At 44.9% G+C, this 23921-nt stretch carries 17 protein-coding genes and 1 other annotated feature; all 17 genes read right to left on the bottom strand.

All coding sequences use genetic code 11. From position 1 onward, the window contains the following. Positions 1 to 9: 9 nt before the first annotated feature. Positions 10 to 3831: a DNA-directed RNA polymerase subunit beta gene (locus AAAT93_RS03810; RefSeq protein WP_117780566.1), complete on the bottom strand. Its 3822-nt coding sequence runs from the start codon at positions 3829 to 3831 to the stop codon at positions 10 to 12. A gap of 229 nt (positions 3832 to 4060) precedes the next feature. Further along, positions 4061 to 4429, bottom strand: coding sequence for a 50S ribosomal protein L7/L12 (gene rplL / locus AAAT93_RS03805; protein WP_021985296.1), 369 nt, complete (start codon positions 4427 to 4429; stop codon positions 4061 to 4063). A 62-nt stretch (positions 4430 to 4491) separates the two neighbouring features. Continuing rightward, complete coding sequence (gene rplJ / locus AAAT93_RS03800; protein WP_021985297.1) at positions 4492 to 4980, bottom strand: 50S ribosomal protein L10; 489 nt, start codon at positions 4978 to 4980, stop codon at positions 4492 to 4494. Positions 4981 to 5014: 34 nt separating this feature from the next. Continuing rightward, positions 5015 to 5145: a sequence feature (ribosomal protein L10 leader region), on the bottom strand. A 46-nt stretch (positions 5146 to 5191) separates the two neighbouring features. After that, positions 5192 to 6124 (bottom strand): N-acetylmuramoyl-L-alanine amidase, encoded by a 933-nt coding sequence (locus tag AAAT93_RS03795; RefSeq protein WP_021985298.1) that lies wholly within the window; start codon positions 6122 to 6124, stop codon positions 5192 to 5194. A gap of 63 nt (positions 6125 to 6187) precedes the next feature. Continuing rightward, on the bottom strand, positions 6188 to 7498 hold the full coding sequence (locus AAAT93_RS03790; RefSeq protein ID WP_021985299.1) for an alpha-amylase family glycosyl hydrolase: 1311 nt from the start codon (positions 7496 to 7498) through the stop codon (positions 6188 to 6190). 284 nt (positions 7499 to 7782) lie between these two features. Beyond that, positions 7783 to 10362 carry an ATP-dependent chaperone ClpB gene (gene clpB, locus AAAT93_RS03785; RefSeq protein ID WP_021985300.1) on the bottom strand — a complete coding sequence of 860 codons (2580 nt, stop codon included), beginning with the start codon at positions 10360 to 10362 and terminating at the stop codon, positions 7783 to 7785. 244 nt (positions 10363 to 10606) lie between these two features. Then, positions 10607 to 12085, bottom strand: coding sequence for an NCS2 family permease (locus AAAT93_RS03780; RefSeq protein WP_227572979.1), 1479 nt, complete (start codon positions 12083 to 12085; stop codon positions 10607 to 10609). 29 nt (positions 12086 to 12114) lie between these two features. Continuing rightward, complete coding sequence (locus tag AAAT93_RS03775; RefSeq protein WP_021985302.1) at positions 12115 to 14238, bottom strand: RNA degradosome polyphosphate kinase; 2124 nt, start codon at positions 14236 to 14238, stop codon at positions 12115 to 12117. A 3-nt stretch (positions 14239 to 14241) separates the two neighbouring features. Then, positions 14242 to 15777 (bottom strand): exopolyphosphatase, encoded by a 1536-nt coding sequence (locus AAAT93_RS03770; protein ID WP_021985303.1) that lies wholly within the window; start codon positions 15775 to 15777, stop codon positions 14242 to 14244. 343 nt (positions 15778 to 16120) lie between these two features. Then, entirely contained in the window at positions 16121 to 16945 is an 825-nt protein-coding gene (gene folK / locus AAAT93_RS03765) for a 2-amino-4-hydroxy-6-hydroxymethyldihydropteridine diphosphokinase (RefSeq protein ID WP_021985304.1), read from the bottom strand. A 73-nt stretch (positions 16946 to 17018) separates the two neighbouring features. After that, the gene (gene folP / locus AAAT93_RS03760) at positions 17019 to 17825 is read right to left on the bottom strand and encodes a dihydropteroate synthase (RefSeq protein ID WP_117780597.1); all 807 of its coding nucleotides are present in this window, start codon (positions 17823 to 17825) and stop codon (positions 17019 to 17021) included. A 275-nt stretch (positions 17826 to 18100) separates the two neighbouring features. Then, positions 18101 to 19249 (bottom strand): iron-containing alcohol dehydrogenase, encoded by a 1149-nt coding sequence (locus tag AAAT93_RS03755; protein WP_227572978.1) that lies wholly within the window; start codon positions 19247 to 19249, stop codon positions 18101 to 18103. Between the two features lie 17 nt (positions 19250 to 19266). After that, complete coding sequence (locus tag AAAT93_RS03750; protein ID WP_118374087.1) at positions 19267 to 20484, bottom strand: aspartate aminotransferase family protein; 1218 nt, start codon at positions 20482 to 20484, stop codon at positions 19267 to 19269. Positions 20485 to 20518: 34 nt separating this feature from the next. Beyond that, positions 20519 to 21151 (bottom strand): cytidylate kinase-like family protein, encoded by a 633-nt coding sequence (locus tag AAAT93_RS03745; RefSeq protein WP_021985308.1) that lies wholly within the window; start codon positions 21149 to 21151, stop codon positions 20519 to 20521. Between the two features lie 54 nt (positions 21152 to 21205). Further along, a complete protein-coding gene (locus AAAT93_RS03740) occupies positions 21206 to 21955 on the bottom strand; it encodes an amino acid ABC transporter ATP-binding protein (RefSeq protein ID WP_255669602.1) in 750 nt (249 codons plus the stop codon). 12 nt (positions 21956 to 21967) lie between these two features. Then, positions 21968 to 22738 carry an amino acid ABC transporter permease gene (locus tag AAAT93_RS03735; RefSeq protein ID WP_021985310.1) on the bottom strand — a complete coding sequence of 257 codons (771 nt, stop codon included), beginning with the start codon at positions 22736 to 22738 and terminating at the stop codon, positions 21968 to 21970. A gap of 80 nt (positions 22739 to 22818) precedes the next feature. Further along, entirely contained in the window at positions 22819 to 23682 is an 864-nt protein-coding gene (locus tag AAAT93_RS03730) for a transporter substrate-binding domain-containing protein (protein ID WP_021985311.1), read from the bottom strand. Positions 23683 to 23921 lie beyond the last annotated feature (239 nt).

The following is a 23921-nucleotide window of genomic DNA, read 5'->3' as shown; positions in this document are numbered from 1 at the left end:
TCTCCTTCCTTAAAATTCATCATCGAAATTACCGTCGAAATCATCGTCCAGATAATCATCATTCAAAGACTCTAATTCGTTATCCTCGTTAATTCCGCTGTATCCGTTCTCTCCAAGATCCTCATTGAAGTCGTCTGGATCTTCGCCCATATACTTCTTCACGTTCTCATTTCCGGTATCCATAGACTCTCCGAGTTCTACCTCTTCACCGTTCTCATCGAGAACTCCGACATCCAGACCAAGTGACTGGAACTCCTTAAGCAATACCTTGAAGGATTCTGGAATACCAGGAGCCGGGATATTTTCACCCTTGATGATTGCTTCGTAAGTCTTCAGACGTCCTGTTACATCATCGGACTTCACAGTCAGGATCTCCTGCAATGTATGAGATGCACCGTAAGCCTCAAGAGCCCAAACCTCCATCTCACCAAAACGCTGTCCACCGAACTGTGCCTTACCACCAAGTGGCTGCTGTGTAACCATTCCGTAAGGACCTGTCGAACGTGCATGAATCTTATCATCAACCAGATGATGCAGTTTCAGGTAATGCATGAATCCAATTGTAACTGGTGAATCAAATTCCTCACCGGTTCTACCATCACGTACCTTTACCTTACCTGTACGGTTGATTGGAACACCCTTCCACTCTTCACGGTGGTCACGGTGCTCATACAGATAATCCATAACTTCCTTCTCTGTATCATCTTTATACTTCTCATAGAATGTCTCCCAATCGGAGTTTGCATAATCATTTGCCATCTCCAGAGCATCCATGATATCATGCTCGTTTGCACCATCGAAGACTGGTGTAGATACGTTAAATCCAAGTACCTTTGCAGCAAGGCTAAGGTGAATCTCAAGCACCTGTCCGATATTCATACGGGAAGGTACGCCCAATGGGTTCAACACGATATCAAGTGGACGACCATTTGGCAGGAATGGCATATCCTCAACTGGAAGGATACGCGAGATAACACCCTTGTTACCATGACGACCAGCCATCTTATCACCAACGGAGATTTTTCTCTTCTGTGCAATGTATACACGAACAGACTTGTTTACTCCTGGTGGCAGTTCATCGCCATTTTCTCTCGTAAAGATCTTTGTATCCATAACAACACCGTAAGCACCATGTGGCACCTTCAGTGATGTATCTCTTGTCTCTTTTGCTTTCTCTCCGAAGATTGCACGAAGCAGTCTCTCCTCGGCTGTTGCCTCAGTCTCTCCCTTTGGAGTTACCTTACCAACTAAGATATCACCGGCACGAACTTCCGCACCGATACGGATAACACCGTTCTCGTCCAGATCCTTCAGGGCATTATCACCGTTTCCGGAAACTTCCTTTGTGATCTCTTCTGGTCCGAGCTTTGTATCTCTTGCTTCTGTCTCGTACTCTTCAATATGAACAGATGTATACACATCTTCCTTTACCAGTCTCTCACTCAGAAGAACGGCATCCTCGTAGTTGTAACCTTCCCATGTCATGAATCCGATCAATGGGTTCTTACCAAGTGCAATCTCACCGTTTGATGTAGATGCACCATCAGCGATTACCATTCCCTTTGTTACACGATCACCCTTCTTCACGATCGGGCGCTGGTTCATACAGTTACCCTGGTTGCTTCGGGCAAACTTGATTACATGGTACTCATCCAATGTACCATCGTCACACTTGACAATGATCTTCTCGCTGGATGACATCTCAACAACACCATCGTGTTTTGCAACAATACATACACCTGAGTCAACAGCTGCCTTTGCTTCCATACCTGTTCCAACAACCGGAGCTTCTGTACGAAGAAGTGGCACTGCCTGACGCTGCATGTTGGATCCCATGAGGGCACGGTTTGCATCATCGTTCTCCAGGAAAGGAATCATGGATGTAGCAACAGAGAATACCATCTTTGGTGATACGTCCATCAGGTCAACGTTTGCCTTCGGGAACTCAGATGTCTCTTCCCTGAAACGACCAGATACGTTGTTCTTCTTGAAGTGACCGTCCTCATCCAATGGCTCATTCGCCTGTGCAACAATATAATTATCCTCTTCGTCCGCTGTCAGATATACAACTTCATCTGTAACAACCGGATTGGCAGGATCTGACTTATCCAGCTTTCTGTATGGCGCCTCAACGAAACCATACTCATTGATTCTTGCATACGTAGCAAGAGAGTTGATCAAACCGATATTCGGACCTTCAGGTGTCTCGATTGGGCACATTCTACCATAATGTGTGTAGTGTACATCTCGAACCTCGAATCCGGCACGATCTCTTGACAAACCACCCGGGCCAAGGGCTGACAGACGTCTCTTATGTGTCAGCTCAGAAAGTGGGTTGTTCTGATCCATGAACTGTGACAACTGAGAGCTTCCGAAGAACTCCTTCACGGCTGCTGTAACAGGCTTGATGTTGATCAGAGACTGCGGGGTAACAGTATCCTTATCCTGCGTTGTCATTCGCTCACGAACGACTCTTTCCATACGGGAAAGACCGATTCTGTACTGGTTCTGGAGCAATTCACCGACTGCACGGATACGACGGTTGCCCAGGTGGTCGATATCATCGTCGTTACCGATGCCATACTCCAGATGAATGTTATAGTTAATGGAAGCAATGATATCTTCCTTTGTAATATGCTTTGGTACAAGCTCGCTTACATTTGCCTCGATGGCTGCCTTTAACTCGTCCTCGTCATCGTACTCCTGTAAGAGTTTCTCTAATACCGGATAATAAACTGCTTCATGTATGCCAACTTCCTTCGGATCGAAACCTACATATTCAGAAAGATCTACCATCAGGTTTGACAGTACCTTTACATTCTTCTCTTCCGTCTGAATGTACACAAAAGGAACTGCTGCGTTCTGGATTGCAGTTGCATCCTCTCTTGTAAGAGTGGTACCTGCTGCAAACAAAACTTCACCAGTACTTGGATCAATGACATCCTCTGCCAGAACATGACCTGCAATACGATTCTTTAATGCAAGCTTCTTATTATACTTATAACGACCAACCTTCGCCAGATCATATCTTCTTGCATCGAAGAACATACCCATGAAGAGATTTGTCGCATTTTCTACTTCCTCTGGTTCGCCCGGACGAAGTCGCTTATAAAGCTCGATGACACCTGTCTCAAAACTGTTTGAAACATCCTTCTCCAAGCTCGCCATAATCTTTGGCTCCTCACCAAACAGATCAATGATCTCCTGGTTTGTTCCAAAGCCAAGTGCACGAATCAAAACTGTGATTGGCACCTTTCTATTTCTATCAACATGTACGTAAAATACATCATTGGAATCCGTCTCATACTCCAGCCATGCACCACGGTTTGGAATCACTGTAGATGAGTACAAGGTCTTACCAAATTTATCGTGATCGATTGCATAGTAGATACCAGGAGAACGAACCAACTGGCTGACGATAACTCGCTCTGCACCATTGATTACGAATGTACCTGTCTCTGTCATAAGTGGAAGATCACCCATGAAGATATCATGCTGTGCAATTTCACCTGTTTCTTCATTACGAAGATGCACATTGACCTTGATTGGAGCTGCATAAGTTGCATCACGTTCCTTGCATTCTTCAATAGAATACTTGATGTCTTCCTTACACAACTGATAATCAACCAGTTCCAAACTCAAATTGCCTGTGTAATCGACGATTGGAGAAATATCCTTAAACACTTCTCTCAAACCTTCGTCAAGGAACCACTGATATGAATTCTTCTGCACTTCGATGAGGTTTGGCATGTCCAAAACTCTCTTCTCAGTTGAAAAACTCATTCGCATACCTCTTCCCGATTTCACAGGACGCATTCTGTACTTTTTCATCGACGCATTCACCCCTTGAATTTATTTGGTTTTTTCTTTACTATCCGAATTTATAGCACACATATCCATAGTAATGACATTTTACTATACTATCATGGTTGGAAATTTGTGTCAACACACTTTTTGAAAAAAATTGCAGAAAAATAAAAAAGATTTCTTTGTATCATTTCTTAGATAAAAAATCCGGCTTGGCATCTGCCAAACCGGACATTTAATGTTTAAGTCGAAATTACTTAAGAGTAACCTTAGCGCCTTCAGCCTCAAGCTTCTCCTTGATCTCGTTAGCCTCTTCCTTAGAAGCACCTTCCTTAAGAACCTTAGGAGCGCCATCAACAACGTCCTTAGCTTCCTTAAGTCCAAGACCTGTACAGTCACGAACAACCTTGATAACCTTAACCTTGTTAGGACCTACTTCTGTAAGCTCTACGTCGAAGGAATCCTTCTCCTCAGCTGCGCCAGCACCGTCTGCACCTGCTGCTGCAACTACAACGCCTGCTGCTGCAGATACGCCGAACTCTTCCTCACATGCCTTTACAAGGTCATTTAACTCTAATACTGATAAACCTTTGATAACTTCAATAATTTCCTGAGTTGTCATAATAATAATCCTCCATTATAAATTTAAATTTGTTTTGTAATTTCCAATCTCAACGATTCCAATTAAGCTTCCTTGCTCTCAGCGATCTGCTTAATAACACGAGCAAAGTTTGTAATTGGTGACTGGATGCTTCCAAGGAACTTAGAGATAAGTTCGTCTCTGGAAGGAATTGTAGCGATTTTCTTAATGCCGTCTGTGTCGTAATGAGTACCCTCAACAACACCACTCTTAAGTTCAAGCGCTGGGTTCGCCTTAGCGAAATTAGCTGCCAATCTTGCAGGAGCTGTCGCATCTGTCTTAGAGATAACAACGGCTGTAGGTCCTTCGAGCTCGTCCTTCAAAGACTCGAACTCTGTACCAGCAATAGCAAGCTTTACCATGGTATTCTTGTATACCTTGTAAATGACATCTGCCTCTCTCATTGACTTACGAAGCTGTGTATCCTGATCAACTGTAAGTCCACGGTAATCAACCAATACTACTGACTTAGCGTCCTTAATATTCTCTTTGATTTCCTCAACGACAGGCTGTTTTAACTCGATCTTAGCCAAAGTCTTGCACCTCCTTATAATATTAACGGAAACTGCACTTAAAAGAAAAACTCCCACACCGCAGTATGAGAGTTAAAATTCGTTCATCACGACTCTTCCTCGGTAGGCGTTTTCCTGCTTATGCCTCGCGGCACCTACTGTCTACGGCAGTTCATCATTTGCTACTTTATCACGTAAACCTATAGTTGTCAATACCCATTTTCACTTTTATTTACATTTTCCGCACAATCAGCGTATCATATCCACGATCGCGCAATTCCCGCTGTGCAATAATTGCATCTTCGATCGTATCATAATTTCCGACACGCACCTGATACAGCCCTTCATCCTCATATACCATTGCGTCGTATCCTGCATTGATAAACCGATTTGCCTGATACGATGCAGTTCCAAACGCCCGGTAGATGCCAACCAGTATCTGATAGCCGATTGGTTGCTGCGACGTTTCTTCTGCAAATACTGGAATCGTCCGTGAAATTCCATAATATTCATTTACCATCTGCGTACCGGATGCATCGTTCTCTGACTTAGCGATATACATTTCCTCTGATACAGGAGCACTCACCTGTGCAACATCGCTTCGCATATCTCCCTGCGCAACCGTATATCCGGCATCTCGGATTGTCTCATCGATGCCGCGCGCAATTGCCTCTGCTGTCTCAGAGAATTTCGTATCAAAAAGATTGTTATCCACATCGCTGTTGATAAATCCTGCTTCTACCAGGATTGCAGGCATTCTCGTCCGTCGGAGTACCGCAAGATCCGGTCGCTCCACCACGTTGATATTCCGGTAGCCGACCTGTTCCAATTCTTTGTTCACATTTTCCGCCATTGTTGCCTTGAGTCCGGCGTTGTTATAGATCAGTGTCTGCACGCCATTGTACTGGTTTGGTGTCGGGGAGGAATTCCGGTGAATCGATACAAAGAAATCTGCACCGCTTTCATTTCCAATCCGCGCTTTCTGCACTGGCGAATCGTAGACATCGTCCGTCCGTGTGTAGACAACATCGTATCCCTGTGCCTCCAATATCTCACCGACCGCAAGTGCCAGTGCCAGCGTATCGTCCTTCTCTCTTCTTCCATTATACGTAGCACCGGCGTCATATCCGCCATGTCCGGCGTCGATTACGATTTTCACTGCCATAAAAAAGCCTCGCAAACATACACTTTCTGTATAGTTTATGCGAGACTTTTTATTTGTTGATGATTAGTGCTCCATCTTCCAGAATGCTGCGGAATATGGAGGAAGTTCAGAGCCACCACCGAAGTCGTGTGGCTGTCCGGTAATCAGATCCTGTGCGGTTCCGCATCCGGCATCAAAATGCGCCGTGTACGGCTGGTCGCTTGCATTGATTGCCACAAGCACACGCTCATGCTCCGAACGACGTTCGAAGATACACTGATGATTCGTAAGTACAACCGAACGGAATCCACCATAGTTCAATGCTTCGCTGTGCTTCTTCGCTTCCGCGAGCTTGCTGATCCAGTCAGTCAGTTCGTTCCATTCCGGCTTCTCATAGCTCAATCTCAAGGACGGATCGCCCTCTTCTTTTCTGCCTTCTGCACCCCACTCGCTTCCATAGTATACACAAGGGATACCCGGCATACCAAACGCAAGTGCATAAATGAGAGGCAAATGGTTCTTATTCGTCAGGATGCTTGCGACTCTTGTCACATCGTGATTATCGACGAAGGACAGGAAATGCTTTCCTTTGTATCGCGTCCATTCTTCTGGTCCAAACTGCTGCAGGAGACTGTGAATGATCTCGAACATGTTCATGCAGTTGAAGCTTGAGTAAAGTCCCTTATAGCACATATAGTTTGTCGCACTGTGCAGCATGCCATCATTTACAAATACATTGTAATCGCCGTGCAGCAATTCTCCTAATAAGAAGAAATCCTGTTTCAGTCCGTCACAGTGTGCGCGTAGTCTGCGGATAAAATCGTGGTCTAAGCAATATGCCACATCCAGACGGAGACCGTCGATATCGAACTCATCGATCCAGCCCTTAACACAGGACAAGATGTGCTGGATCACTTCCTCGTTCCGAAGGTTTAATTTGACAAGGTCAAAGTTTCCTTCCCAGCCCTCGTACCAGAGTCCGTCGTTATAGTTGGAATTGCCATCGAAGCTGATATGGAACCAGTCTTTGTACGGGGAATCCCAACGGTTTTTCAATACATCCTGAAATGCCCAGAAGCCGCGTCCCACATGGTTAAATACACCATCCAAGACAACCTTGATTCCTGCTGCATGCAGCTTATCGACAACCTCCTTGAAATCCTCGTTCGTGCCAAGACGGCAGTCGATCTTCGTATAATCTCTCGTATTGTAGCCGTGTGTATCGCTCTCGAATACCGGTGAAAAATATATTGCGTTTGCGCCAAGCTTCTGGATGTGAGGAATCCAGTCCTCCACCTTCTTGATTCGTGACACCAATTTTCCATCGTTTTCAAATGGTGCACCACAGAAGCCAAGCGGATAAATCTGATAAAATACGCTTTCGTTTGCCCACATAGTTTTGTCTCCTTTCGCAGAGTTTTCCACAAACATCGTTCATGTGCAACTCCCATCACTTTTGCCTTGCTTATTTTACCATTTTTTTGTAGGCTGAACAACCTTTTAGGAGCAATATGTCAAATACTGACATTTGCTCCAATATTGACATCGAGCAACTATGCGCACAGTCTGATACTTAAGCAGAATTGCTGTACGAAATCATGCTCCCACGTAATCGGGCGAAAAAAATACCGTCAATACAGGATTGCTCCCATATTGACGGTATTCCAATTCTATATAGCTTACTTCTTGATATACAACGCATTGCCATCATAATCAAGCGTAATCGTATCGCCTGCACGAAGCTCATTCGACAGGATGCTCTTTGCAACCAGTGTCTCCACATTCTTCTGCAGATAACGCTTGAGTGGTCGTGCTCCGTAATGCGGATCGTAACCGGCTTCAATGACATGATCCATCGCTGCATCGGTAAGCTTCAGTGTCAGCTCCTTATCTGCAATCCGCTTATTCAGATCTGCAAGCAACAGGTTGACAATACCACTGATAGACGCCTTGTCAAGCGGCTTGAACATGATAATCTCATCCAGACGGTTCAAAAACTCCGGACGGAAATGATTCTTCAAGCCTGCCATAACCTGTGCCGATGCCTCTGGCTTGATCTCACCATTCTCATCAATACCTTCAAGCAGATACTCGGAGCCAATGTTGGATGTCATGATCAGAATCGTATTCTTGAAATCGACGGTCTTGCCCTTCGAGTCTGTGATACGTCCATCATCAAGCACCTGTAACAGTACATTGAATACATCCGGATGTGCCTTTTCTACCTCATCAAAAAGGACTACGGAATATGGCTTCCGTCTGACTGCCTCTGTGAGCTGTCCGCCTTCATCGTATCCAACATATCCCGGAGGTGCTCCGATCAGTCGTGCCACACTGTGCTTCTCCATGTACTCACTCATATCGATACGCACCATGTTTGCTTCATTATCAAACAATGCAGCAGCAAGCGACTTCGCAAGTTCTGTCTTACCTACACCAGTTGGTCCAAGGAATAAGAACGATCCAATCGGCTTTGTCGGATCCTTGATACCTGCCTTCGAACGAATGATGGAATCGCTGACTAACTGCACTGCCACATCCTGTCCAACAACACGTTTGTGTAGCTCATCGCCAAGGTGCAAGGTCTTGTTACGCTCACTCTCCGTCAGCTTTGCAACTGGAATTCCTGTCCACTTTGCAACAATCTTCGCAATCTCTTCCTCTGTAACACACTCATGCACCAGGCTTCTGTCTTTCTCACTAACCTGTGCTTCGAGACGTTCCAACTCCTGCTTGATCTGCGGCAGCTTACCATATTGCAGTTCTGCTGCCTTCTCCAGATTATACTCGCGCTGTGCAACCTGAATCTGGTTATTCACATCTTCTAACTCTTCTCTAAGCTTCCGTACACGTTCAACATCCTGCTTCTCGTGTTCCCATGTTGCCTTCATCTGTTTGGACTGTTCCCGCAGTTCCTCCAATTCCTTCCGGAGTACCTCCAGACGATCCTGACTCAGATGATCTGTTTCATTCTTAAGTGCTGCTTCCTCAATTTCCCGCTGCATGATCTTTCTGGAAATCTCATCCAATTCGGCAGGCATCGAATCAAGTTCTGTCTTAATCATCGCACATGCTTCATCAACCAGGTCGATTGCCTTATCCGGCAGGAAACGATCTGTGATATAACGATTTGAAAGTGTTGCCGCACTGACCAATGCACCATCGCTGATCTTGACACCGTGGAACACTTCGTAACGGTTCTTGATACCTCGCAGGATGGAAATCGTATCTTCCACGGTCGGCTCATTTACCATAACCGGCTGGAAACGACGTTCCAATGCCGCATCCTTCTCAATGTATTTCCGATATTCATCCAGCGTTGTCGCACCGATACAGTGCAGCTCACCACGCGCAAGCATAGGCTTCAGCATATTGCCCGCATCCATAGAGCCCTCGGTCTTACCAGCTCCGACGATTGTATGAATCTCATCGATAAATAAGATCAGATGACCTTCGGAATTCTTCACTTCATCAAGGACTGCCTTCAGACGCTCCTCGAACTCACCACGATACTTGGCACCCGCTAACAGTGCACCCATATCCAATGCGAAAATATCTTTATCCTTCAGCGAATCCGGCACATCGCCACGCACGATACGCTGTGCCAGTCCTTCGATTGCGGCAGTCTTACCAACACCCGGTTCACCGATTAAGACCGGATTGTTCTTTGTCTTACGGGACAGGATTCGGATAATATTTCGGATCTCATTGTCACGACCGATGACCGGATCCAGCTTCTGCTCCCGCGCCCGCTCTACCAGGTTGTATCCATATTTATTCAATGCATCGTAAGTATCCTCTGGATTATCACTTTCTACCTTCCGGTTGCCACGGATATTCGCCAGCACCTCAAGGAATTTACCTCTTGTGATACCATACGCATTTATCACTCGCTTGATATCCTTATCTGCCTTCTCAAGCAGACCCAAGAAAATGTGCTCGACAGAAATGTAGTCATCACCCATCTGTTTTGCTTCTTTTTCTGCCTGAATCAATGCCTTGGAAAATTCCGGACTTGTAAACAACTGTCCGCCCGATACCTTCGGCCGGTTTGCAACCAGTTTCTCACATTCGCCGGTAAACGCATCCATATTGATTCCCATATTCGTAAGCAGCTTCGCAATCAGACTGTCTTCCACCGTCACAAGTGCATACATTAAATGCGCCTGCGTCAGTTCCTGATTGTTATACTCATACGCAAGCTTCTCACAACTTTCTATTACCTCTAATGACTTCTTTGTAAACTTTTCAGCATCCATACTTCTCAACTCCCTTCCGGATCTGTATCTCTCTTTCTGTTCTAGTTGAAGTATAACACATATAGCAAATTAGTCAACAAGCAATACTATCCAATATTTTAATCTGTTTTCTTCCTGTTATTCGTCATCTTGCACAATTTGGATTGTGAACATTGTATAGTGGCGGTCCGTATACAATAAAAAAGGACCGCACCCCGCAAGTACGATCCTCTTTTGTTTCCATATTATTTGCTTTACAATCCGGCTACATCGTGACGAAGATAAACTTACATACAAACAATGCAGCGATAACTGTAATTACGATATCCTTCTTCTTGTAATTGCCTGTGAACAGAGCGATTACAACATAAGCGATTGCACCGATACCGATACCATTTGAGATAGAATATGTCAAAGGCATCATGATCAATGCAAGGAACGCAGGAACTGCTGAAAGCATATCGTCCATATCTACCTTTGCAAAGTTTCTGGCCATAAGAACACCTACATAGATCAGAGCCGGTGCAGTTGCACAGCTTGGGATCACGCTTGCAAGCGGGCTTAAGAACAAACAGAATACGAAGCAAAGTGCTGTTATAATACTTGTAAATCCTGTTCTACCACCGGCACCAACACCAGATGCAGACTCTACGAATGTTGTACATGTAGATGTACCGAGCAGAGCACCGGATACTGTACCGATTGAGTCACAGAGCATACACTCATTCATGCTGATCGGATCACCATTCTCATCCATCATGTTTGCAGATGCGGCTGTACCATAGATGGTTCCGATCGTATCGAACATGTCTACGAGACAGAATGCTACGATCAGCATAATTCCGGAGAATACACCGCCGACATACGAACTGTTAAATGCGGCATCCCATGCGTCACCATTAAATACGCCTAAGAAACCTACTTTTGCAAAATCCTTGAAAGACTGGGAAATATTGCTCATATCAAAAGAAGGTACCTCCCACATAAACAGATAATAAAGTACTGCTGATGCAAGGATTCCAATAATCACGTTTGACTTAATTCCCTTCTTCGCAAGGATTGCAATGATAAGCACACCGAGCAAAGCGACGACAACCGGTACAATCTGATGCCATACATCCAGACCTGTTACCATCACGCCGTCAACCTCTGTACCGATCTGCTTGATTCTGCCATGGAAATCGTAGAACTGTACAAATGTGTACTGGTTGTCCTCGATGATACCTGCATTCTTGAAACCGATCATTGCGATGAACAGACCGATACCTGCAGGAATTGCTTTCTTCAGGCACTCCGGCATAGATACTGCAATGTACTTACGAAGTCCGGTTACGGAAAGAAGCAGGAATACAACACCTGACAAAAATACGATAACAAGACCTGCCTGATAGCCTGTCTTAACATCCTCACCAGCGAAGAAAGAGCCAGCTACGAAGATTGTACAGAAGAAGGAATTGAGTCCCATTCCACACGCCTGTGCAAACGGCATATCTGCAACAAATGCCATCAACAACGTACCGATGATCGCTACGATGATAGATGCGATGTATACAGAATTCCAAATCTGTCCCATAGTTCCCGGATCAGCTCCTAATCCGACAAGCCATCCATTTGCGCCCTCTGCAGCAACCTGATTCGGGTTTACAAAGATAATGTAAGCCATTGCGAAGAAGGTTGTGATACCTGCGAAGATCTCAGTCTTAAGCGTTGATCCTCTCTCTTTGATCTTAAAAAACTTTTCCACTTTTTTAAGTCTCCTCTCTATTGTTTTTATTAATCACCGATCTTCATGCGCGGAATGAAGATACGGGATACTTTCTTTTTGTCGTCCTCTTTCAAGGAACCCATCGCCTGTTTGCAGAAATAATTTTGCGCCTCCAACTTTTCACGCCCCCTCAGATCCTGTTTTGCATATGAGCCATCCGGCTGCATAATATGTGCTTTCAATGTATCGGAAAGCTGAATCTCCAAAATCTCAATCACCCGTTTTTTGAGGTCTTCATCCTCAACCGGGAATGTAATCTCCACTCGTTTGTCCAGATTTCTAGGCATCCAGTCGGCACTGCCCATATATACATCTTCGAATCCATCATTATAGAAATAAAAGATTCTCGCATGCTCCAGGAAGTTACCTACAATGGAACGCACCGTGATGTTCTCGGAAAGTCCCGGAATCCCTGTCTTCAGACAGCAGATACCACGTACGATCAGTTCGATTTTCACGCCCGCATTGCTCGCCTCATACAGTGCACGGATAATCGTCGGATCACACAGGGAATTCATCTTGGCAATGATCTTAGCACTCTTACCCATACGTGCATTCTCTGCCTCCCGGTCGATCAGTGCAAGGAATCGATCCTTCATCCAGATCGGAGCTACAAGCAGTTTATTCCATGCTGGCGGCTCGGAATAACCCGACAACATATTAAAGACTGCGGTTGCATCCTCCCCTATCGCATCCGATGCAGTCAGCATACCCATATCTGTATATAACTTTGCTGTCACATCATTATAGTTACCAGTTCCAAGATGAACATATCGCTTGATGCCATCTTCTTCCCGTCTGACAACGAGTGCAATTTTGGAATGCGTCTTTAATCCTACCAGACCATAAATAACATGGCAACCCGCTTTTTCCAGTTTTTTTGCCCAATTTATATTATTTTCTTCATCAAATCGTGCTTTTAACTCAACAAGTACCGTTACCTGCTTGCCATTTTCCGCTGCAAGTGCAAGTGCTGCAATGATTGGAGAATTGCCACTGACACGGTACAACGTCTGCTTAATCGCAAGTACATCCGGATCAATTGCCGCCTGTTTGATGAACTCAATGACCGGTGTAAACTCATCATACGGATGGTGTAACAGGATATCCTTCTTCTTGATCTGGTCGAAGATATTCGCATCGAGATCCAATCCCTTCACCGGCTGTGGGATGTATTTCTTATTCTTCAAATGATCAAAGCCATCGAGTCCACGTACCTTTCCAAGGAACGTAAGATCAAGTGGTCCATTTACCGAATAGACATAATCGCTGTTGACATTTAACTGTTTCTTCAATTCTTTCAGCAGACGCTTATCCATCTCTGCTTCCACATCGAGCCGGATAACCTCGCCCCACGCACGCTTCTTAATCTGCTTTTCGATCTCCTTCAACAGATCGGACGCATCGTCCTCGTCGATTGCAAGGTCTGCATTTCGCATAATTCTGTATGGATACGCGCAAATGATCTCGTAATTTAAGAAGAGCTGATTCAAGTTCTTCTCAATGATCTGCTCGAGCAGAATGATCTCTCTGCATCCGTCCTCGCCCGGAATCTCAACCACACGTGGCAACACGGATGGTACCTGTACGGTTGCAATGTCAATAACATCCTTCTTCTTATCACGGATCAGTGCACCAATATTTAAAGTCTTGTTGCTGATCAGTGGAAATGGTCTCGAAGAATCAACTGCCATCGGCGTAAGTACCGGATACACTTCCTTCTCAAAATATTTATCTACGAACTTGCTCTGCTTCTCGTTTAAGTCCTCATAATGCTTAACAAGCTTCAGACCATTTTCTTCCATTGCAGGAAGAATCTGGCGGTTCAGTGTGCTGTACTGGCTCGCAATCATGTTCTTCGTCTCAGGAATAATCAGATCGAGCTGCCCCTGCGGCGTCAATCCTGCAATGTCCTTCTTCTTTACATCTGCGTGTACCAGATCGATCAGAGATGCTACACGCACCATGAAGAACTCAGACAGATTTGATTCTGTGATACTCAGGAAATTCAGGCGTTCAAACAGTGGAATTGACTTATCCTTCGCCTCATTTAAGATTCTGTAATTAAACTGTAACCAGCTCATCTCACGGTTATAATAATTTTCCGGTTTTTCCAATAATTTTTTGTCCATTCCTTACACACTCCTTTTCACCCGAAGTACCGGTCTGATTCCATAGATCTGCTCAAAGAAATCTGCACGTGCTTCAAAAAGTCCCGCCTCCAGTGAGATATCTTCGTATGTCTTTGCCAGAATAATCAGCTTTCCGTCTTTCAATGTCACGGAAATATCTTCGATCTTCTGCATATGGCTCTTATCGAGAATATTCGCAATTCGTAAGATTGCTGCAAGCTTCGCGATCACAATATAATCACAGCCATCAAGTTCTGCTGATATCTTATCCTTCGATGGAAGATACAGTGGGTTGTACTTGACTACATTTGCCACTTCCATACGCTCTTTGTGCGAAAGTCCAAGGATCTCAGTATTTGCTACTATATAATAGGAATTTCTCGCTCCATCATGCAGATTGATGAAATTACCACATTCATGCAGAAGTGCCGCAATCTGAAGCTGCAGACGCTGCATCTTATCCAATCCAAATGGCTTACGAACCACATCGAAGATCTTCAGTGCAAAATATGCGGTCTGCTCCACATGATTCCGATTGCAGCGATACCGCTTCGCAATGTTATTCGCCGTTGCAAGAATATCTTCCTCAAAATTGTGATTGAACACGACACGGCTTCCTTCGTCCATGTAATTTGCCACGATACACTCGCAGAAATCCACATCCGGCACATACATTTCCTCTGCCTTACAGTTGTTCAGGAACGACTGGTAGATTGTGATGTTCGGTAACATCAGCGTCGCACGCTCGTATGGAATACCGTATTTTTCCGCGAGCTCCTGCGCCGGCATACTGATAACACGCTTGTACATCGCATCAAACTGCGCCCGCGTGATCACATCCTTGATGGAAAGTTCCGGCACGATCTTCTTCAGGGAGCTTACGACCTCACCAACAGCGATAATGTTCTTGATTTCTTTATCCTTCAGATAAATATTTCGGAACGATACAATATCATTATCTACATAGTCTGCCATGATCTCATCCAGTCTTCCAGACTTGTGCCCGATGAGTGCCAGATAATCACGAACACGCACCGCACCAATCGGGATATTCTCTGTGACAACCAGATTGTTCTTATCAAACAGGGAAATCTGCACGCTTCCAGCACCGACATCAACGAACGCTGTGTTCTTGCTGACAACCTGATGGAAATCCGAATACTTCGCAACCAGTCCCTTGAAGCTGATATAACGCTGTTCCGAGTTACTCAGAACCTGTACACGGATACCTGTGGTATGCTCGATCACATCCAGCACCAGATCCATGTTATCTGCCTCACGTACCGCACTCGTCGCATAGGCACGGTATTCTGTGATCTTGTATTCTTCCATTTTATGTTTTAAGCCTTCGAGTTCTTCGCAAATCATTTTGATCGACTCCCGGCTCAGTTTTCCTTCGCGATAGGTGTCCCGCCCAAGCTCCAGTATCCGGCTGACACTGTCGATCTGACGAAACGTTTTTCTACCATTTACCTGGAAGATCTTCATGGATATCTCGCTGCTTCCCACGTAGATGGCGGCAAACATTTTGTATGCCATAGTTTTTACCTCCCTATTTCATCCGCAGATAATTATCCGACATTTCCTGTATGTCTCATGCAGAACACTGCTATTATCCATACGCAGACGCGCTCTCGCTCACTTCCGCACATAGCAGACACTAAGCTCCTAACACATCATTCTGCGAATGAATGCGTTACTCGCTAAGTGCTGATGTGCTCCAATGGTCTGCGTTAGGATAAATACCAGTGTCCCGCATGATTTCTACACATCGATTGTATCGGATAATTATCTGCTCATTTATATACTTCCGGTTACAATGCAAATGGCATACGCATGTCATTTGCCGCTCCCTTGAATATAGTTTTTCTTATATTGTAGTTTAATCTTTTTTGTTTTGTAATATTTCCAGTAGTTCGATGATCGTCTTATGGTAGCCCGGATGGTAGGCATATGGTGCGATTTCGGCAAGTGGTTCAAGCACGAACGCGCGCTTTGCCATCTCCACATGCGGCACCTTCAGCGTGTCTTCCATGATCATTTCCTGATCATAGAGCAAAATGTCAATGTCCAAAGTTCTTGGACCCCAGTGGATCAGCCGCTTTCTGCCGGCACCCTGTTCAATATCGTTGATAACAGCCAGCAGATCCTGTGGAGAATAGATTGTCTCAATCTCCAGACAGCCATTTAAGAAATCATCCTGTTCCACATCGCCATATGGTTCTGTTATTATATAGGAAGAAACCTTTGTCACCTGAATATACTCATCTTTGTTCAGCTGATCGACCGCATAGTCAAGGTATGCCTCCTTATCTCCGAGATTGGAACCGATACCCAGATACGCAATATGTCTGCCTCTTGTAATATCCACGCAGACCGTATCAAAGTCCATCGGAATAGGAGCCCCCGGCTTGCTTACAATCACATGAACCATCTTTATCTGTGGATAGGCAAGCAAAATCGCATCTGCAACATTCTCCGCTGCTGCCTCAATCAGATCATAGCTTTCCTCCTGCATCGTCCGCCGGATCAGTTCACATACTTCTGCATAATTGACCGTTTTGTCCAGATCATCTGTCATGCCTGCCGCATGCAGATCCACATCCATAGATACAGTTACATAGAATTTCTGTCCATTTCTTTTTTCTTCTGCAAGGACACCGTGATATGCAAATATCTCTAAATCTTTAATCCATATTTTATCCATTTCTTTTCTGTCCTTTTCCGTCTCCTATTCCATAGCAAATGCCCTGACAGCGTTATGACACACGCCTGCCATCTTATGCCTTGAGCATTGCATCTGTCATCGCAAGCGCACGCACATTTTTCTTCACATCATGTACACGGAAGAAGCTGCACCCCTTCACCAGTCCTAAGACAGAAGTTGCCATTGTTCCTTCCTCTCGCTCGTCAACCGGCAGATTCAGTGTATTTCCAATCATGGATTTTCTCGAAGTTCCAAGCAGTACCGGATATCCGAGTGCAACCAGATCCTCCAGATGGTTCATAAACTTTAAGTTCTCTTCCGTAGTCTTTGCGAATCCAATCCCCGGATCTAAGATGATCTTATCGTCGGCAAGTCCTGATGCGCGCGCAATCTGTACGCACTCCTTCATGTCTGCGATCACATCCGCAATAAAATCATTGTATACCGCTTCCTTCCGGTTGTGCATCAGGCAGACCGGAATCTGGTATTTCGCGCAAAGCGGTGCCATCTCATCGTCCCATTTAAATCCCCATATATCGTTGATCAGATCGGCACCAGCCAGAATTCCCGCCTGAGCCACCTGATATTTGTACGTATCTAACGAAACCGGAATCTCAAACCGTTCCTTGATTGCCTCAATCACGAAGCAGGTACGTTCAATCTCTTCCGCAACCGAAATCTTCACATGTCCCGGTCGAGTCGACTCTCCGCCAACATCAATGATATCGGCACCTTCCTTGATCATTTCTTCTGTATGCTTCAACGCCGCATCCAGATCTCCGTACTTTCCGCCATCCGAAAAGGAATCCGGTGTCACATTCAGGATTCCCATCACATAAGGACGTTTTCCAATTTCAAAGTCACGTTTTCCAATCGTTATAACCTGTTTTTTCATAATTTATAAGCCCTCATTTTCATTCTTGTCCATAATTATTATCATTTTAACATTTTTATCATAAAACTGCCACCGGTTTATCTATATTTTTTTATTAACAATTTTTAGAATCGTTTAGATTCCATACATCGCATATGATTCCGAATAGTATATTTTTCCATGCAAATCATTATCTCTAAGGGTTGTTTTGCAAATAATATCCTCAATAGAAAAAGGCTGCCGACAAGCGACAACCTTTTCCCGTGTAGACAGGTTTGATATTACATAGCCTTTTTGTAAAGAGCTACGATATCCTTCTTCGTAGAGCGGCGTGGGTTCACCATGATGTTTCCGCTCTTCATGGCATCGTCTGCCATGACATCGATCTTGTCTTCCGTCACTCCTACTTCTGTAAGATTTGCAGGAATTGAAAGACTATTATTCAACGCTCTGATCGCATCCACCAGCATATCCGGTGTGAAGCTCTCATCGCTTCTGTGTGTCTCACTCACATATTCGTAGATTTTCTTATATTTACCTTTATCCGCAAGCTTGTTATAATCCAGAATCGTCGGAAGCAAGATTGCATTTGCCACGCCATGTGGTACATCGAAATACGCACTGACCGGATGACTCATCGCATGTACATTGCCAAGTCTCGCCCACGAAAATGCAATACCCGCAAAGAGGGAACCAACCAGCATATCACTGGCGGCATCGACATCCGTACGATTTGCCACATAAGCCCGGATCGAACGCCCGATCAGTTCCATCGCCTTCTCAGACATCGCCTCGGAAAACGGAGAAGCATCCGTCGAGATATACGACTCACATGCATGGATAAATGCATCCATTCCACACGCTGCTGCCACAGAAGCAGGAGCCGTTGCAATCAGATCCGGGTCTAAAATCGCGTACTTTGGAATCAGTTCATAACTGAATACCGTCAGTTTGTAGTTCCGGCTGTGATCGGTAATAACCGAAAATGCAGTTACCTCAGAACCTGTACCAGCAGTCGTTGGAATCGCAATCTGCGGAACAATCGGTCCCGGCACCTTGCCTCCACCTTCGTATTCTGTAATGCTTCCACCGTATTTTGCGATAACACCAACAGCCTTTGCCACATCCATCGGAGAACCACCGCCAAATGCCACAATGAAATCCGCGCCACATTCCTTGTACAGATTCGTTGCCTTTTCGACCGTCTCAACCGAAGGATTTCCTTCGGTCTCCGTAAATGCATCCGCCGGAATCCCAACATCTGCCAGAGACTGTTTACATGTATCCACCAGTCCCATCTTGTTCAGATGGGGACCGGAGATGATAAGGGCATGTGTGCCGCCAAGTTTGGTTGCGCATTCACCTAATTTCTTAATAGAACCTGCACCAACAATGATATCCTGCGGCACAGAAAAGCTAAAATTCTTCAATCTAATTCACCTTGCCTTTATTTTGAAAGTGCATTCACTGTCTCTTCCAGAATTGCATATGCCTTGTCACAATCTTCTCTGCTTGCAATCAGTGGTGGAACCATACGAATGACATGCGAACCAATTGCTGTGATCAGAAGCTTTCTGTCAAATGCACCATGCTTCACATCAACAGCACCGATTGTATCATCAAACTCAACACCGATCATCAGTCCCATACCACGAACCTCTTTCACATGTGGAAGGTTCTTCAGCTTATCCATGAAGTACGCACCAACTTCTTTTGCATTGCCTGCAAGATCGCGGTCAAGAAGCTCGTTTACTTCCGCATAAGCGGCTGCACAGCTGACCGGATGTCCACCGAATGTTGTACCATGGGAACCCGGTGTAAATGCGGTTGCAACTTCCGCGGTTGCACAGATGGCACCGATTGGCATACCGCCACCAAGTCCCTTCGCCATAGAGACGATATCCGGCTTGATACCATAGTTCATGTAGCACATCGGCTGACCGGTTCTGCACCATCCGGTCTGTACCTCATCAATCAGGAGCAGCATATTATTCTCATCGCAGAACTTACGAAGTCCTGTCATAAACTCGTAGGTTGCAGGATGGACACCGCCTTCACCCTGGATTGGCTCGATCATGATCGCGATCGTATTCTCGGTACAAGCATCCTTAAATGCCTGCAGATCATTGTATGGCGCATAAGAAAAACCATATGTCATCGGTCCGAAGCCAACCTGACAGCCATTGCCCGGCTGACCAGTTGCGGACATCGCACCAAATGTTCTACCATGGAAGCCCATCTTTGCAGTTACGATATGATAACGGTTTGGTCCGTAATGCTCAATACCATATTTTCTTGCCATCTTGATCATGGCTTCGTTTGCCTCTGTACCGGAGTTCTGATAGAAGATCTTATCCATACCGATGGTTGTACACACCTTCTCAGCCAGCAATGCCTGCGGAATCGTGTACGGATAGTTGAATGTATGCATGATATCATCGACCTGATCTTTGACGGCTGCAACAACCTTCGGGTTTCTGCTTCCGGCATTATTTACCGCGATACCTGCATAGAAATCCAGATACGGAGTTCCATTTTCATCGTACATGTACATGCCCTCGGCTGTCTCTGCCAAGAAATCAAAACGCTCGTATGTATCGATCATGTACTTGCTTACCTTATCCTTGATGTCCTGCTTTGTTAATCCAAGATCCTTTAATTTCATAATAAACGCCTCCTAAATATATAAAATGTTTTCGTTACTTTATAATGCCTTTAATCTTCATGTAATCCTTGATCAGCTTCACACTGTCCTCGATTCCGACCTTCTCACTGTTGATCGTCAGATCGTAGTTGACCGGGTTCGTCCAGTAATTTCCATGTGTATAATACTTGTAATAATCGGCACGGAACTTATCCGTATGCACGATCGTCGCCGTCGCAACATCCTCGGTCACGCCCATATGCTCCATCGTCCGCTTCACACAGAAATCACGTGGTGCCTCTATGTAGATGCTTACAATATTCGGTCTGCCCCGCAGGATGTAATCGGCACATTTTCCAACGATGACACACGATTCGGTATCCGCTAAGTTCTCAATGATCTGCTTCTGATACTCAAACAGCTTATCATCGGACACGAACTTCTCATTCCGGCTGATATAGCTTTTCGCCCGTGGCAAGCCTTTTAAGAAGCTGGAGAAGCCGCCATTCGAACGAACCTTCTCGTTGACCTCCTGAAATAACTTCTCATCGAGTCCGCTCATCTGGGATGCCAGTGTCAGGATTCGGTTTTCGTAGCAATGGATGCCAAGCTCCTTCGCAAGCTTCGATGCGATTTCCTTTCCGCCGGTACCAAAGCCTCTTGCAAAAGTAACAACATAATTTTCCATATTTTTCCCTCACAATCTATCTACACTTTTTGAAACCATTTTCAAGCAAGGTTGCTATGCGATGAATCTGCTTAAGAACTCTCTGCTTCGATCGTTCTTTGGATTCGTGAAGAACTCCTCTGGTGGTGCATCCTCCACAACATAGCCCTTATCCATGAACAACACACGGGACGATACATTCTTGGCGAAATCCATCTCATGTGTCACGATCAACATCGTGAGTCCGGAGCTTGCAAGCTCCTTCATTACATTTAATACTTCACCGACCATCTCCGGATCGAGCGCGGATGTTGGCTCATCGAACAGCAGCACCTCCGGATTCATACAGAGCCCTCTGGCGATTGCCACACGCTGCTTCTGTCCACCGGATAACTGCTCCGGTCTGGCGTTAATGTATGGTGCCATGCCAACCTCTTTCAAATGCTTGATTGCACGATCGAACGCCTCTTCCTTGGATACATGCAGGACCTTTCTGGTGCCCTCCATACAGTTTTCCAGCACCGTCATATTGTTAAATAAGTTGAAGGACTGGAACACCATGCCAACTCTGGAACGAAACTCATTAATCTCCTTCTGGACATTCCGGATCTCCTTACCATGGTACAACACCTGTCCACTCGTCTGTGTCTCCAGCTTGTTCACGCACCGGAGCAAGGTTGACTTACCGGAACCGGACGAACCAAGGATACAGATCACCTCGCCCTTCTTCACTTCAAAATCAATCTTCCGCAAAACCTCATGATCACCGAAGGATTTGCTTAAGTCTTTTACTTCAATAATACTTTCTTCATTGTTTTTACTCATAAGCTCACCCTCCTACTGTTTGTCTTCCATATATTCCACAGCAAGCACATAATCTTTTTTGCCTGCCATCTTTTTCTCGATAAATAAGAACAACCGGTTAAATGCCACACAAAGCACCAGATAGATTAGTGCGATTACAAGATACGATTCAAAATACTTGTAATATGTACCACCGACCGTTTTTGCCTGCATGAACAACTCCTGAATACCGATTACATTCAACACAGATGTCATCTTCAGGTTCGTCAGGAATGTGTTCGCCATCTCTGGGATAATGTTCTTGAATGCCTGTGGAAGGATTACATAGAACATTGCCTGCATCGGCGACATTCCCATTGCCAGAGCACCTTCACGCTGTCCGGCATCAATGGATTTGATACCTGCACGTACGGTTTCTGACATATACGCACCTGTATTTAATACAGTTACGAGAATACCTGCAATGATCGGGTTGATGTTCACACCGCCCTGACGGAGACCGAAGTATACGATCATCGCCTGTACGATCATTGGTGTTCCTCGGAACAACTCTACATATAAGAAACAGATAAATTTGAAGAATTTGATAATTCCCTTTTTGATCGGATTATCTTCTTTGTGAATTTTGATATCTCCGACAATACCTACGATATAACCAAGTATGAAACCTACGATCGTACCGATCACAGATACATACAGGGTAATCCATGTTCCCTGCAAGAACATGCTCGAATACTTTTCGGCAAGAAATGCCATCCATTCAAAGATATTGTTCGGGGATGATATACTTAGAATAGCACCCATATGATTTCCTCCTGTCCTACACGTTTTTTATAATTCCTCCGCAGCCTGAAATCATGAAAGGCTGCGGGGGGGATCATAATCTAATTAGCTGCTGGCTGTAAGCTGACTGCCTCTTCCATTGTCTTATCCATCTCAGCCTTGTCATTCCATCCGATGGCATCCATCGCCTTCTGAATCTCATCCCGACGGGCGGTATCATCTTTTCTTGTTGCGATACATACATTTGTCATTTCCTCATCGCCCACGAACTTGTCATTGTCATCCAGATAGATAATTGCCAGATCATCGTTTGTCATCGCTGCAGATTCTGCTGTCGGTGCATCAATGACACACACATCAGCCGTTCCATTTGAGATCGCCATAAAGCATTCAGCCGTTGTCTCATAATTTGCACCAAGTGTTGCATCCGGTACCTGATCAAGCAGGTTTACCCATCCGGTACCAAGCTGTGTCGTAAGTGTTACATTCTTTCCTGCCAATTCAGATAAGCCCTTGATTCCTTCCAATCCAGAACCTTTCTTAACAACTAAGCAGTTTGTTCTATAATAGTAAGGATCTGTAAATGAATAAGATGCCTCACGTTCCTTCGTACGACCCATACCTGCGATGATCACATCGTAATCGCCAGCATCGAGTGACATTCCGATGGAATCCCATTCTACCTTGTGGATTTCCAATGTCTTACCCATCTGCTTTGCAAGCTTCTCTGCTACAATTACGTCATATCCATATGCATACATGTTTGTTCCGTAGATTGGAACTGCCTTTTCACCATTTGCAAGCTCATCCGTTTCCTGTGACCAGTTGAATGGAGCATATGCACATTCCATTCCGACTCTTAATACACTGTCATCACTGGATGAATCCTTCTTTCCACAACCGGTAAGAGATGTCAATGCCAATGTTGCTGCAAGCACCATGCTGATTAATTTTCTTTTCTTCATAAACATCATCCTCTCTTTCTTCTCACATTTTTCTTAATTTTCTTAAGTCCCTACCTTTGACTTGGCTGTATTATGTGCCTGTAACGTTATTTTGTCAACACAGATAAGGGATTTCCTAATTTATTTAAAGTTTTGGGGAGTTCATTTTTTATTTTTAGAAAAATAGAGAGGTTTTCTTATTATTTTTATGTTGTTGCACAGCTTTATCAAGTTGTATTTTATTTTTGCTTGTGTTTCCT

It is taken from the genome of Coprococcus hominis (ex Arizal et al. 2022), from assembly GCF_040094675.1.
Lineage (GTDB): Bacteria > Bacillota > Clostridia > Lachnospirales > Lachnospiraceae > Coprococcus_C > Coprococcus_C hominis.
The sequence above is the reverse complement of the archived record's forward strand: the minus strand, read 5'-3'. Positions and strand labels throughout refer to the sequence as shown.

Coding starts and splice junctions, on each gene's coding strand:
- AAAT93_RS03790 (WP_021985299.1), bottom strand. CDS start 7,498: ATGTGGGCAAACGAAAGCGTATTTTATCAGATTTATCCGCTTGGCTTC.
- AAAT93_RS03740 (WP_255669602.1), bottom strand. CDS start 21,955: ATGAGTAAAAACAATGAAGAAAGTATTATTGAAGTAAAAGACTTAAGC.
- AAAT93_RS03770 (WP_021985303.1), bottom strand. CDS start 15,777: ATGGCATACAAAATGTTTGCCGCCATCTACGTGGGAAGCAGCGAGATA.
- AAAT93_RS03775 (WP_021985302.1), bottom strand. CDS start 14,238: ATGGACAAAAAATTATTGGAAAAACCGGAAAATTATTATAACCGTGAG.
- clpB (WP_021985300.1), bottom strand. CDS start 10,362: ATGGATGCTGAAAAGTTTACAAAGAAGTCATTAGAGGTAATAGAAAGT.
- AAAT93_RS03750 (WP_118374087.1), bottom strand. CDS start 20,484: ATGAAATTAAAGGATCTTGGATTAACAAAGCAGGACATCAAGGATAAG.
- AAAT93_RS03735 (WP_021985310.1), bottom strand. CDS start 22,738: ATGGGTGCTATTCTAAGTATATCATCCCCGAACAATATCTTTGAATGG.
- AAAT93_RS03745 (WP_021985308.1), bottom strand. CDS start 21,151: ATGGAAAATTATGTTGTTACTTTTGCAAGAGGCTTTGGTACCGGCGGA.
- folK (WP_021985304.1), bottom strand. CDS start 16,945: ATGGATAAAATATGGATTAAAGATTTAGAGATATTTGCATATCACGGT.
- rplL (WP_021985296.1), bottom strand. CDS start 4,429: ATGACAACTCAGGAAATTATTGAAGTTATCAAAGGTTTATCAGTATTA.
- AAAT93_RS03795 (WP_021985298.1), bottom strand. CDS start 6,124: ATGGCAGTGAAAATCGTAATCGACGCCGGACATGGCGGATATGACGCC.
- AAAT93_RS03730 (WP_021985311.1), bottom strand. CDS start 23,682: ATGAAGAAAAGAAAATTAATCAGCATGGTGCTTGCAGCAACATTGGCA.
- AAAT93_RS03810 (WP_117780566.1), bottom strand. CDS start 3,831: ATGAAAAAGTACAGAATGCGTCCTGTGAAATCGGGAAGAGGTATGCGA.